The sequence below is a fragment of the Lacticaseibacillus sharpeae JCM 1186 = DSM 20505 genome (genome assembly GCF_001436225.1).
GTDB classification, from domain to species: Bacteria; Bacillota; Bacilli; order Lactobacillales; family Lactobacillaceae; genus Lacticaseibacillus; species Lacticaseibacillus sharpeae.
In genome coordinates this window covers 115,632-129,552 of record NZ_AYYO01000055.1, presented here as the reverse complement: position 1 = coordinate 129,552, position 13,921 = coordinate 115,632, and the positions used below count along the sequence as shown (strand labels likewise).

Sequence of the window (13,921 nt, the reverse complement as noted above, 5' to 3'; positions counted from 1 at the left end):
AATTATCGAGGGTGGCAAGCAACCACCCATCAAATCTGCGGCGATGGATCCGCGAAAAGGGGTTGAACGGTATGGATAACGAAGCACACAACTTTACTGAAGAGCCAACGGGCGGCAATCAGCAGCCACCGCGTAAGCAGGGCGGTTTCGGCAAAATGTTAACTGTTGCTGTAGTTGCGGCAGTTGTCGGCGGTGGTGTCGGTGGCGGCGCGGCGTACTATGCTATTTCCCGGAACAATACGTCTAACGGGCTGACCACGACGAACACGAACACGAGCGGCACGACGAAAACCTCGAACGTCTCCGTGACGCAAAGCGATGCGTCGCAAACCGCGTTCAAGAAGGTAAAAAACGCGGTTGTCTCCGTGATTAATTATCAGAATCAGAGCAGCAACAGCGATGATGCCTGGGGTGACTTGTTCGGAACCGACAGTGGTAATGGCAGTAGCTCCAGCAACAGTTCGAGCTCACTGACTGAGTACTCAGAAGGTTCTGGGGTGATTTACAAGAAGGCTGACGGCTACGCATACGTGGTCACGAATAACCACGTAATCTCGGGCGCCGACAAGCTGGAAATCATCCTGAGTGACGGGATCAAGCTCACGGCCACCAAGGTGGGGGCGGATTCCGTGACCGACCTGGCCGTGCTCAAGATTAAGTCCGACAAAGTGACGGCAACCGCCAGCTTTGGGGACTCATCGAAGATTTCTGCCGGCCAAACCGTGCTGGCGATTGGATCGCCACTCGGGACGGACTACGCAACCAGTGTGACCCAGGGGATTATTTCTGCTAAGTCCCGGACCGTGGACACCACGGACGAAACTACGGGCCAGACAACCGGGCAGGCGACCGTTATCCAGACGGACGCCGCCATCAACAACGGGAACTCTGGGGGGCCACTGATTAACCTAGCCGGCCAAATCATCGGGATTAACTCGATGAAACTGTCCGGCTCCTCATCTAGCAGCAGTGATTCGGCCACGATTGAAGGGATGGGCTTCGCAATTCCAAGTAACGAAGTCGTATCCATCATCAACCAGCTGGTTACGAACGGGAAGGTTGTCCGGCCAGCACTTGGGATCTCCGCACTCGATTTGGATCAGGTATCCTCTGACCAGCAGGCCGACACGCTGAAGCTGCCAAGTTCCGTAACTAGCGGGGTGGTTATCGCCAGCTTCACGAACAAGAGTATCGCGCGGGCTGCCGGGCTGAAGAAGTACGATGTCATCACGGCCATCGATGGGACGGCGATTGGCAACATGGCGGATCTGCACACTGAGCTGTACAAGCACAGTGTTGGCGACACCGTGAAGGTCACCTACTACCGCGGCAGCAGTAAGAAGACCGTCAGCATCAAGCTGAGCCAGACGACTTCCCAGCTGCAGACGTCAGATTCCAGTGATAGTTCAAACTAACTAGGCGCAAATTGAAAGGACGCGTAAGTGCACATGCACTTACGCGTCCTTTTTGTTTCTGACAAGCAGGTGCGTAGGCGGCTAAAAACGCACAATTGGCGGGATAATGGCTAAAATCGGAACCATTAACGGTCCAATTTCGGATAAATCCGAATAATAGCCAACAAAAATTGCTAATTACAGTATAAAGTTCGGCTTTTACTTTTAGGGGTGGGGATTACTGCTGAGGACAATTCACAGTGCTGCCTGTGGATAAGTCTGTGGATTGTGTTTATAAGTGGGTTTTGAGGACTTTTCCACCGCTGGGGATGAACTGTGGACAAAAACTTTTTTTGCGCGCGCATGCCGCAACAAAACGCGGTGCTGTCGGCTTTTGCGCCCGCTTGCATTGTGCTTACGAATGATTTTTATCTGTGGACAAACGGTACTTTTAAGATTTGGGGTTGATTTTTTTGCACGCAAAATAGTGTTACGAACGTACGCTTTACCCCAACATTTAGGGACGCTGGCGCCGGACGTGTGTATAACTTGTGTTGATAACAGGTGCACCGCGGTGTATGGGGGTGGAAAAGTGGTGGGGGGTGAAAATTTTGGCGGCACGTGGGGCTTAGGCGGCAGCAAAATAAACTGCGGATGTGCAACCGCTGGGTAAACCGCCGACTTATTTTGGCAATTGGTATACATGATTACTCAGCAAAATGGGTAAATTATTGATGCATAAAGTGGAGCTAAACCGGCTTAATGCAACCTTAACGGGCAAAAAGTGCATATATGCATGTGTGAATGGTATACTTAAGGTGTCGATAGGAACGCTTTGAACGAAAGGATGAGTGTGATGACGAACGATTTGATGCAAAGAGACGCGAACTGGCTCGACGACCCGTTCTTTAACCAGATTGGCCGCCGCTTCTTCGGTGACATGATGCCCCGGCACACGCTGAAGACTGACATCAAGGAGCACGACAAGAAGTACGTGGTGAAGGTTGACGTACCGGGCCTCAAGAAGGACGACATCACGATGAACTACCGTGATGACATCCTGACCGTCGGCGTTAAGCGCGACACCTTCAACGACCACACCGACGACAAGGGCAACCTGCTGATGAGTGAGCGCCAGTACGGCGAAACCAGCCGCAGCTTCCGCCTGCCCGACGTTGACCGCGAGCACATTGCCGCGAAGATGACGGACGGGGTCCTCACCGTGACCCTGCCGAAGCTGGAAGCTAGCGACCGCGACGACACCATTGCCATTGACTAGTGTGCTTGCCAATTGACACTTAATTTTGAATGAACTAATCCCGTAAGCGCGCTGCTTACGGGATTTTTTGTGCAAAAAAAGACTGCGGATCACGGATCCACAGTCTTTGCTTACTTAATCGATGAGGTTGCTGGGCATGTCGGCTGCTACCTGCAACAGTTCGGGTTTACCAGTGTAGTAACCCTGAATCACGTCGCATGGGTAGTACTGCTTGATGGTGTCGTAATCGGACTCGTTCTCAAGGCCCTCAATGGCGAGCATCTTGCCGCGGTCGGCGGCCATCTTGTACCAGAAGTTAATGGTGGCGGTGATTTCACTAATGCGGTTGAAGGGGCGGAAGTTCTGCAGCGCGAATTTGTATTCGTCGATGTATTCATCCAGGGCAACCACCATGTCGGGCGTGTTGTCGCCGGTACCGACGTCATCGATGCAGACGAGCAAGTTAGCCGCGTGGAACTTAGCCGCTGCAGCCCGCAGCTGGGCGGTCGACACGTTCGGTGAGGTCCGTTCGGTGAGCTCGGTGAAAATCTTAATCGCGGTTGTTGCTTGAACGCGCTTGACCATTTCGATGAAGCGGTCGTCGATGAATTGGCTCTGTTCCAGGTTGAACGAAATGAGTTCAATACCTGCGGGCAGGGCCGCAATGGTTTGCATGAGCAGCTGCTCCAACTGATCTGGAGTGCAGGCAGTAAAATCAGCAGGCAAGACCCAGCGGTTATCTTGCAGTTCACGGATGAACAGCTCGTAACCCACCCTGGTCATGCCATCATTCATAATTTTAAACTTTGGTTGTCCATAAAATCTAAGCATAACGGCCGCCTCCATTCGGCGAGGTTCCCCTCTAAGCCTCACCGTTTCAGGTTCTTTCCTGATTTTTCGTTATTGTAACTCCAATCTGTATTCTACTACGCAAGACGTCGCTTGCATAGTGGAATCGTCATCATTCCATAAGAAAAATATCGAACGTTCTAAAATTTGTTATTTTTACGTGCAAACATCCGGGTTGCATAAACGGCAGCAGTCCATCCAGAGTATAGCTGGTCACGCTGACCCGCTGTTATCTGCGGGTCGAAGTGACCATTGGTTTGGGTGAGATTTTGTAGTTCGTCGAAGTTCTGCCAGTAGCCGACCGCCACCCCGGCGAGGAAGGCAACCCCGCGCGCCGTGGTTTCCAGCACCGCCGCCCGTTCAACGGGAACGCCGAGGATATCCGCCTGGAATTGCAGCAGGTAATCGTTGCGCGCGGCCCCACCGTCGACACGCAACGTTGGGATTGGCGTTTCTGTGTCCGCGACCATGGTGTCCACCACGTCGCGGGTCTGGTACGCCAGCGACTGCAGCGTTGCCTTGATTAGGTCGTTGTCGGTTGTCCCGCGGGTGATGCCGAAGATGGATCCGCGTGCATCGGGATCCCAGTAAGGCGCCCCGAGACCGGTGAAGGCGGGCACGACGTAAACCTCGTTGTCGTTCTGGCTGGCGTTCGCTGCAGCTTCTGAGTCCGCGGCGTTTTTGACCAGGTGCATCGAGTCGCGCAGCCACTGAATGGCGGAACCGGAGACGAACACGGACCCTTCGAGCGCATAGGTGATTTCGTCGCCGATACCGTACGCGATTGTCGTCAGCAGGTTGTTCTTGGAATCGACGGGGGTGGTCCCGGTGTTCATCACGATGAAACTCCCGGTGCCGTACGTGTTTTTCACGTCGCCAGGGTGCAAAGCCAGCTGGCCAATGAGCGCGGCTTGCTGGTCCCCCGCGATACCGGCGATTGGTGCTTGGGCGCCGTAAAAGTGGTAGCTGGCGGTGCGTCCGTAGACCTTGTCGTTTGGCCGAACTGCGGGCAACATGAGGCGCGGAATGTTCAGGACGCGCAGAATTTCGTCGTCCCAATCCAGGGTGTGAATGTTAAACAGCGCGGTGCGACTGGCGTTCGTGTAGTCGGTGACGTGAATCGCACCCCCGGACAGTTTCCAGGTGAGCCAAGTGTCGATGGTGCCAAAGAGCAGTTCGCCGCGTTCGGCCCGTTCCTGGGCGCCAGGTACGCGGTCGAGAATCCAGCGCACCTTGGTGGCGGAGAAGTACGGGTCAATCAGCAGGCCGGTGTGCGTGCGGAAAAGGTCGCCGTAGCCATCTTTTTGCAGCTGCTCGGCCAAGCTCGTCGTCTGCCGCGACTGCCAAACGATGGCGTGGTAGATCGGCAAGCCGGTTTGCTTGTCCCAGATGATGGTCGTTTCGCGCTGGTTGGTGATGCCGATGCCCGCGATGTCGACGGGGCGGATGTCCTGGTGGTTAATGAAGACTTCGGCGATGGTGGCCTGCACGGCGGACCAAATTTCGTTGGCGTCGTGTTCCACCCAACCGGATTCGGGGAAGTACTGGGTGAATTCCTTCTGCGCGCTCGCAACCGTGTTGCCGTCGTGATCGAAGACAATTGCGCGGGTGCTAGTGGTCCCTTCGTCGATTGCCATGATGTATTTCGTCATTGTGTGTATTCCTTTCACCGCGAATTTAGTTTATCCGTAAAACGTTTTCATAAGCATATTTTACCGCAAAAAATTCGGCACTACTACCGCACAAAAAGTTTAGGTCCTGATTTAATCAATACGTAATATCGGTGCACCCGAACGTTCGGAAACCGGTGATTAAACACGAACTATATTTGGATTAAAGTTAATTAATGTTCTTAAAACGGTTGAAACTGGTTTGCGTTCTATGATAGGCTGAGGCCAACAAAATGAAAGCGAAGTGATTGGTTTGTTGGTTGCAGTTGTGATGGGTAGCACCTCTGACTGGCCGGTGATGAAATTGGCCGCAAACGTGTTGACAGAACTTGATATTCCGCATAAGAACACGGTTATCTCGGCACACCGCATGCCGGATGAGTTGGCGCAGTTCGGCAAAACGGCACGCAGTCAGGGCTATTCGGTGATCATCGCGGGGGCTGGTGGTGCGGCCCATTTGCCGGGTATGCTGGCGGCAAACACGACGGTCCCAGTGATTGGCGTTCCGGTTAAAACCCGAACATTGTCCGGAATCGATTCTTTGCTATCAATCGTCCAAATGCCGGCTGGTGTTCCGGTGGGGACCACGGCTATTGGTGATGCGGGCGCGACGAACGCGGCGCTGTACGCGGCGGAAATGCTGGCCATTACGGACGCGACCGTTGCCGCCAAGCTGGATACTTACCGCGCGGCCCAAACGCAGAAGGCGCGGGAAAGCGGGGCCAGCCTCCATGAGTAAACCGATTTTGCCACCCGCCACGATTGGCATCATCGGTGGCGGCCAACTAGGGCGGATGCTCGCACTGGCAGCCCGCGCGATGGGGTATCGCATCGGGGTGCTCGAGCCGACGCCAGATTCGCCAACCGGACAGGTAGCCGATTTTCAAATCACGGCGGAGTACAACGACCGGGCGGCACTGAGCGAACTTGCCCAGCGCAGCGACGTACTCACGTATGAATTCGAGAACGTGGACCTCGACGCCCTAGCAGCAGTCGCAGACATCGTGGCCGTGCCGCAGGGAACCGTATTGCTTCACATCACGGACGACCGCGTGCGGGAAAAAACGTTCTTGAAACAACACGGGCTGCCCGTGACGCCCTTTGCGCCAGTTAGTGATGGTGCCGACCTGGCGGGTGCAGTTGGTGCCATCGGTTACCCGAGCATTTTGAAGACGACCAGTGGCGGCTACGATGGGCATGGCCAGGTGGACCTGAATTCGTCCGCGGATTTAGCCGCCGCGGCGCACTTGTTGCAGCAGGCGCCGTGCATTTTGGAGGCACGGCAGCAATTTGACCGGGAACTATCCGTCATGGTTACGCGTGATGGGCGCGACCAAGTGCGGATTTTCCCGATTGTGCAAAATCAGCACGCCCACCACATTCTGCACACAACGATTGCCCCAGCCCCCGACTTGACGCCGGCGCTGCAGAAAACGGTGCAGCACGTAGCAACGGTGATCGCCCGCGAACTGAATTTACGCGGGGTACTGGGCATCGAACTATTTGCCCGTGGCGATCAAATCATGGTGAACGAATTGGCACCGCGGCCGCACAACTCCGGACATTACTCCATCGAGGCGTGCAACGTGTCCCAATTTGCCGCCCACATCCTGAGTATTTGCGGTTTGCCGATTCCGCCCATCACCCAATATGCACCGGCCGTGATGCGCAACCTGCTCGGTTCGGACCTGCCCGCGGCCTTGCAGCAATGGTCCCAGCACCCTGAGTGGCACCTGCACGATTACGGGAAGGCGGCGGTCCGGCCGGGACGGAAGATGGGGCACATCACCGTGGTGGGCACCGATGTCGAGAAACTTTTAACCAGCATTCAATTGGAGGCAAACATTGACGACTAAAAAAGCAGTACTGCTGACGGGCAAAGCGAAGCGGGTTTCAACCACAGATGATCCTGAACTGCTGTGGGTTGAGTATTTGGACCAGGCGACCGCACTTAACGGGAAACGCAAGGAAGCCATCGCAGGGAAGGGCAAACTCAACCTGCAGATTTCGGCGCTACTGTTCGCGGAACTCAAAGCAGCGGGAATCCCCACCCATTTCGTCAGTGCCCCTGACGATGACAGTATGATTGTGAAGCGGGCGCAGATGTTGCCGCTGGAGGTGGTGCTGCGTAATTACGCGTCCGGACACTTCGAGACTAAGTTTCACGTGGAACACATGCGGCCGTTTACCCCGGCGATTCACGAATACTACTTCAAATCGGACGCGCTGGATGACCCGTTCATTAACAATGACCAGATTTTGGCCCTGGGCATTACGGATGCCGACACACTGGCGACGGTGCGGCATCTAACTGACCGGGTCAACGAGTTGCTCACGGCGCGCTTTGCCGGCATCGGCATTACCCTGGTGGATTTCAAATTGGAATTCGGCACGCTGGCGGATGGCAGTTTGGTACTGGCCGACGAGTTGTCCCCCGACAATTTCCGCTTGGTGGATAAGGACACCGGTGCATCGCTGGATAAGGATGTGTTCCGCAAGCACGAAGGCGACTTGCAGCCGGTCTACGCAGAGGTGCTGCGGCGGTTGCAGGCAAGTAAGTAACCAAATATTGGCAGGCAAAGGTAACGGAAAGGAAGAAGCACATGTTTAAAGCAGCAATTTACGTCAACTACAAGCCGTCAGTTCTGGATCCCAAGGCGGAAGCAATCAAGACCGCGCTCACCCGCATGGATTACCACAACGTCACGGACGTCGTGTTTGGTAAGTACTTCGAAATCGTTCTGGACGCTGCCGATGCCGAAACCGCGCGGACGCAGGTGGACCACATTTGCGATGAGTTGCTGGCCAACGTCAACATGGAAACTTACCGCTTCGACCTCACGGAAGTCAGTGGGGTGCACGCATGAAGGCGGCCGTAATCAGCTTCCCCGGTTCGAATTGCGACCAAGATTTAGTCTGGGCCTTCCAGGAAATCGCGGGCATTGAAACCGAACTGGTGCGGGCAGACGCCACCAGTCTTGCTGGCTTTGACATCGTCGGCGTGCCAGGCGGATTCTCGTACGGAGATTACTTGCGCAGCGGTGCCATTGCCCGCTTCAGCCCCATCATGACGGCGCTGCAAGATTTTGCCGCAGCGGGCGGGTTGGTCATCGGCATTTGTAACGGCTTTCAAATATTGTGTGAAGCGCACTTGTTGCCGGGGACTTTGCAATGGAACCAGTCCCTCAGCTTCATCTGTGCACCCGAAGAGTTGACCGTGGTGAACACACAGACGCCCTTTAGCAACGCGTACCACCAGGACCAGACCATCACGTTGCCGATTGCCCACGGGGAAGGAAACTACTACGCGGACCCCGCGACGCTGGCAACACTGGAAGCAAACGGACAGGTGGTGTTCCGGTACCGCGACAACCCGAACGGCAGCCTGAACGATATTGCCGGCGTGACGAACGCAGCGGGCAACGTGCTCGGGATGATGCCGCACCCGGAACGTGCGTTGGAGGCGCTACTCGGGGGTACTGATGGACTCGGCGTTTTTGCATCACTTAAGCAGGAGGTAGCACATGCAGCGCGTTGAACTAGCACCAGAAGCAATTCGGGACGAGAAACCATACCTCGGCTGGGGGCTGACCGAAGCTGAATATGACCGCTTCACCAGCAAGTTGGGGCGGCTGCCGAACTATACCGAGATTGGGCTGGCCAGCGGCATGTGGAGTGAACACTGTGCGTACAAGTACAGTAAGCCCGTTTTGAAATCATTCTGGACGAAGAATGACCGGGTACTGATGGGCCCCGGTGAAGGCGCTGGGGTCATCGATATCGGCGCGGGTAAGGCGGTCGTGTTCAAGGCGGAAAGTCACAACCACCCGAGTGCGGTTGAACCTTACGAGGGTGCGGCAACGGGGGTTGGCGGCATTATCCGCGACATTTTCTCCATCGGTGCCGAACCGATTGCACTGCTGGATTCGCTGAGCTTCGGCGAACTGGATGATCCGCACGTGCGGCACTTGGTCGATCAGGTAGTAGCGGGGATTGGTGGCTACGGGAATTCGATTGGGATTCCGACGATTGGCGGCGAAACCAATTTTGATGCCACCTACGCACGCAACCCACTGGTGAACGCAATGTGCGTCGGGATCATGGACAAGGAACAGATTCAGCGGGGCCGCGCAGCCGGGGTCGGCAACGCGATTATCTACGTCGGTGCGAAGACCGGCCGGGACGGGATTAACGGGGCCAGCTTTGCGTCCAGTGAGTTCGCCGACGACAAGCAGGCGGACCGGGCGGCGGTGCAAGTTGGCGATCCATTTATGGAAAAGTTGCTGACGGATGCGTGCCTCGAAGTGACGCGTCAGCACCGCGATGCACTCGTGGGCATGCAGGACATGGGCGCGGCCGGACTGATTAGCTCCAGCGTCGAAATGGCCGACAAGGCGGGGGCGGGAATGACCCTGAACCTCGACCTGATTCCCCAACGTGAGCCGGGGATGATTCCGTTTGAAATCATGTTGTCCGAATCGCAAGAACGAATGCTCCTGTGTGTGCGCGCTGGTAGTGAACAGGAAATCATCGACGTCTTCACCAAGTACGGCCTCGATGCGGTTGTTTGCGGCCACGTGACGGCAGAGCTGCGCTACAAGTTAACACACCACGGCCACCTGGTTTGTGACGTGCCCGTGAGTCTGCTAGCTTCTGACGCGCCGGTTTACCACCAGCAAGGGGTGCGGCCAGCTCGCCTGGACGCGCCGCAGCCCGCTTTCGTGCCCGAGATTACGGATGCACGGGCAACCTGGCTCACGCTTTTGGGCCAGTCCACGATTGCCGATAAGTCCAGCCTGTACCGTCGTTACGACGCACAGGTGAAGACGAATACCGTCGTGCTGCCGGGCAGTGACGCCGGGGTGGTGCGGATTCGCGGAACCCGCAAAGCGCTGGCCGTGACCACCGACAGCAACGGCCGCTACCTCTACCTGCATCCGGAACGCGGCGGGGCAATGGTTGTGGCTGAGGCGGCCCGCAACCTCGTGGCAAGCGGCGCGGAGCCGATTGGGATTACCGACTGTCTGAACTACGGTGACCCTACCAAGCCAGAACACTTTTACGAGCTTGCCGAATCCGCGAAGGGCATCACGGCGGCGTGCAAAGCCCTGAACACGCCGGTAATCTCCGGGAACGTCTCGCTGTACAACGAAACTAACGGCGAGGCGATTTACCCAACGCCGATGATTGGCATGGTGGGCCTCATTAACGACCTGCAGCACGTGACCACCAGTGCGTTCAAGCGCGCGGGCGAGGCAATTTTCCTCGTTGGCCAAACTGGCGACGACTACAACGGCACCGAACTACAGAAGTTGCTGACGGGCGCAATCAGCGGCGAACTGTTCCCGTTTGATTTGGCGGCCGAAAAGGCGAACCAGGATCTGGTATTGCACGCAATTCAGGCCGGACTCGTGACCGCGGCCCACGATTTGAGCATCGGTGGGTTCGCGGTGGCGTTAACCGAAATGGCGCTCCAGGGCAACCTGGGCGTCGACGTGCAGTGGCCGAATAGTGCCGCCCAGTTGTTCGCGGAAACTCAAGGCCGGTTCCTGTTGACGGTCCCCGCCGACAAGGTTGCCGCATTCACGAACATGGCGCAAAACCGTGCAACCCAGATCGGGGTGGTCACGAACACTGGCAGCATTAATGTGGCGCTGACCCATGGCACCGTCCAGTTTGATCTGGATACCGCGCGGCAAGTGTATGAGGAGGCGATTCCATGCCGCATGAAATAAAGGGGTTGAACGAGGAATGTGGCGTCTTCGGCATCTGGGGCAATGCCAGTGCCGCAGAGCTCACGCACCTGGGCTTGCACACCCTGCAGCACCGCGGCCAGGAAGGGGCCGGGATTGTGGGGCTGACCGAGCACGGACTGGTGCGCCACCACGGACTGGGTTTGTTAAGTGAAGTGTTTACCAAACCAGTGCAACTTGCAGCTTTGCATGGGGATGCGGCGTTAGGCCACGTCCGGTACTCCACTGCGGGTGGTCGGGTGCTGGAAAACATTCAGCCGTTGTTGTTTCGGTTCAGCGATGAAGCAATTGCGCTGGCCCACAACGGCAACCTGACTAACGCGATTAGTTTGCGGCGGCAACTGGAAGACGACGGGGCGATTTTTCAATCCACTTCCGATACCGAAGTGCTCATGCACCTCATTCGCCGCAGCAAGCAGCCGACCTTTACGTTGCAGCTGCGGGCGGCGCTGAACATGGTGCACGGCGGGTTCGCGTTCATGCTGCTGACCGAGCACGCACTGTATGCGGCGACTGACCCCCACGGATTTCGGCCCCTCGTGATTGGCACATTGCCGGACGGCGGGACGGTCATCTGCAGTGAAACGGCGGCACTGACGGCGGTTGGCGCGACCTTTGTCCGCGACGTGCAGCCGGGTGAAATGCTGACGGTGGATGCAACTGGACTGCATACTGAGCAGTACACGACGCAGACCCAGCTGGCGGTGTGCTCCATGGAGTTTATCTACTTTGCCCGGCCCGATTCGAACATTTTTGGCGTGAACGTCCACCAGGCCCGCGTGCGTCTAGGGGAGCAGCTCGCGCGGGAACAACCCGTTGCCGCCGACATTGTTTGCGGGGTGCCGAACTCCTCGCTGTCCGCGGCCATTGGGTACGCCCGGGAGAGTGGCATACCGTATGAAATGGGGCTGGTGAAGAGCCAGTACGTTGCCCGGACGTTCATTCAGCCGACCCAAGAATTGCGCGAACGGAGCGTGCGCATGAAACTCTCCGCCATTTCCGACGTGGTGGCGGGGAAGCGCGTGGTGTTAGTTGACGATTCGATTGTGCGTGGCACCACATCGCTGCAGATTGTGAAATTGCTGCGGAATGCGGGGGCGAAGGAAGTCCACCTGCGCATCAGTAGTCCGCCATTACGCTTTCCGTGCTTCTACGGCATCGATATTCAGTCCATGAATGAATTAATGGCCGCTAACCATACCGTTGCGGAAATGCGGCGATTGCTCGATGTGGATTCGCTGGCGTTCTTATCAACGCAGGGCCTGGAAGACAGCGTGGGCCTGGCGACGGACGCACCTCACGGCGGATTGTGCACGGCGTACTTTACCGGCGACTACCCGACTGACTTAGATGATTATGCGGCGGGTTTTGCCAGTGAGCTGGCGCAGCGCCAGATTGATATTAACGAGGTGAGTGCCCCATGACGATTGATTACAAACAGGCTGGTGTCGACGTGACGGCCGGTAATGCGGCGGCCAAAGCGTACGCACCGCTGGCCAAGGCGACCCAGGACGCCAACGTGCTGGCGGGGCTCGGCGGGTTTGCCGCGGCGTACCGGATGCCGGCCACCGCGAATCCTGTGCTACTGGCAGCCACGGATGGCGTGGGTACGAAGCTGTTACTGGCCAAAGAGCTCGGTGTGCACGACACGATTGGCATCGATCTGGTGGCGATGGTGGCGAACGACTTGCTTGCGGACGGGGCGACCCCGATGTTTTTCCTGGATTACATGGCGACCGACAAGCTGGACGTTGATCTGGCCAGCGCGGTGGTTGCGGGGATTGCCCGCGGCTGTCAGTTGGCCCATCTAGCGCTGATTGGTGGCGAAACGGCGGAAATGCCGGGGATGTATCCGGCCGGGCATTACGATTTGGCCGGCTTTGCGGTTGGTTATGCCGATGCAGAGCGGGTGCTGCCCCGCAGCGTTGCGGCGGGTGATGTGCTGCTGGGGTTGCCGAGTTCCGGCGTCCACAGCAATGGCTTCTCGCTGGTACGGAAGCTGCTTGCGGAGACTGACCTTGGGCAAACGCCACTTGCGGATGGTCGCGACGTGGCCGCAGCCTTACTGACGCCAACACGGATTTATGCGGATGAAATGGGCGCGTTGCTGCAGGCAAACTTGCTGCACGGCGCGGCGCACATCACGGGTGGCGGGTTCACGGATAACGTGCCGCGCATGTTGCCGGACGATTTGGCTGCCCGCATTGATGCGCGCAGCTGGCAGTGGCCGGAATTATTCCGGCGCCTGCAAGCAGCCGGCGATATTTCGCTGCCTGACATGCGCCAGACATTCAATCTGGGTATGGGGATGGTACTGTCTGTGGCGGCCGGCGACGTTGACCGAGTGCGCGCACTAGTTCCTGATGCGGTGCAGATTGGCGTTGTGGCTCTGCGCGAACAGGGCGCCGCGGTGGTCTGGGAGGACGAATGATGAAAACAATCGCAGTTTTTGCATCGGGGACCGGGAGCAATTTTGCGGCCCTGACGGAGTTCTTCGGCGATGAACGGCGCGGTGTGCGCATTGCCATGCTGGTGTGTGACCACAAAGACGCGCCGGTGGTGGCCAAGGCGCACGCGGCTAACGTGCCCGTCTTCACCCTGAACTATCGGGATTACGCAAACAAGGCTGCGGCGGAGGCGGCGATTGTTGCCGCGCTCCCGCCGGTTGATCTGGTTGTGCTGGCCGGATTTATGCGCATCCTGGGGCCAACCATGCTCGCGGCCTTTCCCCAGCGGATTGTGAACCTGCACCCCGCACTGCTGCCGAGCTTTCCTGGCCGCACCGGCATTGAGGACGCCCTAGCGTATGGTGTGCGGGTGACCGGCGTGACGGTGCACTACGTTGATGCGGGCGTGGATTCGGGCACCATCATCGCCCAGGAACCAGTGCGGGTGCTGCCGACGGATTCGTTTGCAACCCTGGCCCCGCGGATTCACCAAGTGGAGCACATATTGCTGCCAACAACGGTAGCGGCATTATTAGCAGATTAGATATTG

General features: G+C 57.3%; 13 protein-coding genes. 11 read left to right on the top strand and 2 right to left on the bottom strand.

The window, feature by feature from the left end; genetic code table 11:
- Positions 1–71 precede the first annotated feature (71 nt).
- Together FC18_RS10415 and FC18_RS10410 are read left to right on the top strand one after the other, a co-directional pair.
- The gene (locus FC18_RS10415) at positions 72–1,415 is read left to right on the top strand and encodes a S1C family serine protease (RefSeq protein ID WP_056976251.1); all 1,344 of its coding nucleotides are present in this window, start codon (positions 72–74) and stop codon (positions 1,413–1,415) included.
- 835 nt (positions 1,416–2,250) lie between these two features.
- Positions 2,251–2,673, top strand: a complete 423-nt coding sequence (locus FC18_RS10410; RefSeq protein ID WP_054676880.1) for an Hsp20/alpha crystallin family protein — start codon at positions 2,251–2,253, stop codon at positions 2,671–2,673.
- Between the two features lie 114 nt (positions 2,674–2,787).
- Here FC18_RS10410 and FC18_RS10405 read toward each other — a convergent pair whose 3' ends face one another.
- Together FC18_RS10405 and glpK are read right to left on the bottom strand one after the other, a co-directional pair.
- Positions 2,788–3,483: an EAL domain-containing protein gene (locus FC18_RS10405; RefSeq protein ID WP_054676883.1), complete on the bottom strand. Its 696-nt coding sequence runs from the start codon at positions 3,481–3,483 to the stop codon at positions 2,788–2,790.
- A 158-nt stretch (positions 3,484–3,641) separates the two neighbouring features.
- Positions 3,642–5,153 (bottom strand): glycerol kinase GlpK, encoded by a 1,512-nt coding sequence (gene glpK, locus FC18_RS10400; RefSeq protein ID WP_056976249.1) that lies wholly within the window; start codon positions 5,151–5,153, stop codon positions 3,642–3,644.
- 289 nt (positions 5,154–5,442) lie between these two features.
- Between glpK and purE the strand changes: the two genes are divergently transcribed.
- From purE to purN, 9 genes are read left to right on the top strand one after another with little or no spacing between them, the layout of a single operon-like run.
- Positions 5,443–5,910, top strand: a complete 468-nt coding sequence (gene purE, locus FC18_RS10395; RefSeq protein ID WP_054677137.1) for a 5-(carboxyamino)imidazole ribonucleotide mutase — start codon at positions 5,443–5,445, stop codon at positions 5,908–5,910.
- Complete coding sequence (purK, locus tag FC18_RS10390) at positions 5,903–7,027, top strand: 5-(carboxyamino)imidazole ribonucleotide synthase (RefSeq protein ID WP_054676886.1); 1,125 nt, start codon at positions 5,903–5,905, stop codon at positions 7,025–7,027. The genes purE and purK overlap by 8 nt, the downstream gene beginning before the upstream one ends.
- On the top strand, positions 7,017–7,733 hold the full coding sequence (locus tag FC18_RS10385; protein WP_056976247.1) for a phosphoribosylaminoimidazolesuccinocarboxamide synthase: 717 nt from the start codon (positions 7,017–7,019) through the stop codon (positions 7,731–7,733). Before purK ends, FC18_RS10385 begins: the two co-directional genes overlap by 11 nt.
- A 41-nt stretch (positions 7,734–7,774) precedes the next feature.
- Positions 7,775–8,038 carry a phosphoribosylformylglycinamidine synthase subunit PurS gene (gene purS / locus FC18_RS10380; RefSeq protein ID WP_054676889.1) on the top strand — a complete coding sequence of 88 codons (264 nt, stop codon included), beginning with the start codon at positions 7,775–7,777 and terminating at the stop codon, positions 8,036–8,038.
- A complete protein-coding gene (purQ, locus tag FC18_RS10375; protein ID WP_054676893.1) occupies positions 8,035–8,709 on the top strand; it encodes a phosphoribosylformylglycinamidine synthase subunit PurQ in 675 nt (224 codons plus the stop codon). Before purS ends, purQ begins: the two co-directional genes overlap by 4 nt.
- Positions 8,696–10,906 carry a phosphoribosylformylglycinamidine synthase subunit PurL gene (gene purL / locus FC18_RS10370; RefSeq protein WP_056976245.1) on the top strand — a complete coding sequence of 737 codons (2,211 nt, stop codon included), beginning with the start codon at positions 8,696–8,698 and terminating at the stop codon, positions 10,904–10,906. The genes purQ and purL overlap by 14 nt, the downstream gene beginning before the upstream one ends.
- On the top strand, positions 10,891–12,348 hold the full coding sequence (gene purF / locus FC18_RS10365; RefSeq protein ID WP_054676896.1) for an amidophosphoribosyltransferase: 1,458 nt from the start codon (positions 10,891–10,893) through the stop codon (positions 12,346–12,348). Before purL ends, purF begins: the two co-directional genes overlap by 16 nt.
- On the top strand, positions 12,345–13,355 hold the full coding sequence (gene purM / locus FC18_RS10360) for a phosphoribosylformylglycinamidine cyclo-ligase (protein WP_054676899.1): 1,011 nt from the start codon (positions 12,345–12,347) through the stop codon (positions 13,353–13,355). Before purF ends, purM begins: the two co-directional genes overlap by 4 nt.
- A complete protein-coding gene (gene purN / locus FC18_RS10355; protein ID WP_082403844.1) occupies positions 13,355–13,915 on the top strand; it encodes a phosphoribosylglycinamide formyltransferase in 561 nt (186 codons plus the stop codon). The genes purM and purN overlap by 1 nt, the downstream gene beginning before the upstream one ends.
- Positions 13,916–13,921: the final 6 nt, after the last annotated feature.

Bases quoted from the DNA above. Each gene is read 5' to 3' on its own strand.
- FC18_RS10415 (WP_056976251.1), top strand. From the start codon at position 72: ATGGATAACGAAGCACACAACTTTACTGAAGAGCCAACGGGCGGCAAT.
- FC18_RS10410 (WP_054676880.1), top strand. From the start codon at position 2,251: ATGACGAACGATTTGATGCAAAGAGACGCGAACTGGCTCGACGACCCG.
- FC18_RS10405 (WP_054676883.1), bottom strand. From the start codon at position 3,483: ATGCTTAGATTTTATGGACAACCAAAGTTTAAAATTATGAATGATGGC.
- glpK (WP_056976249.1), bottom strand. From the start codon at position 5,153: ATGACGAAATACATCATGGCAATCGACGAAGGGACCACTAGCACCCGC.
- purE (WP_054677137.1), top strand. From the start codon at position 5,443: ATGGGTAGCACCTCTGACTGGCCGGTGATGAAATTGGCCGCAAACGTG.
- purK (WP_054676886.1), top strand. From the start codon at position 5,903: ATGAGTAAACCGATTTTGCCACCCGCCACGATTGGCATCATCGGTGGC.
- purS (WP_054676889.1), top strand. From the start codon at position 7,775: ATGTTTAAAGCAGCAATTTACGTCAACTACAAGCCGTCAGTTCTGGAT.
- purQ (WP_054676893.1), top strand. From the start codon at position 8,035: ATGAAGGCGGCCGTAATCAGCTTCCCCGGTTCGAATTGCGACCAAGAT.
- purL (WP_056976245.1), top strand. From the start codon at position 8,696: ATGCAGCGCGTTGAACTAGCACCAGAAGCAATTCGGGACGAGAAACCA.
- purF (WP_054676896.1), top strand. From the start codon at position 10,891: ATGCCGCATGAAATAAAGGGGTTGAACGAGGAATGTGGCGTCTTCGGC.
- purM (WP_054676899.1), top strand. From the start codon at position 12,345: ATGACGATTGATTACAAACAGGCTGGTGTCGACGTGACGGCCGGTAAT.
- purN (WP_082403844.1), top strand. From the start codon at position 13,355: ATGAAAACAATCGCAGTTTTTGCATCGGGGACCGGGAGCAATTTTGCG.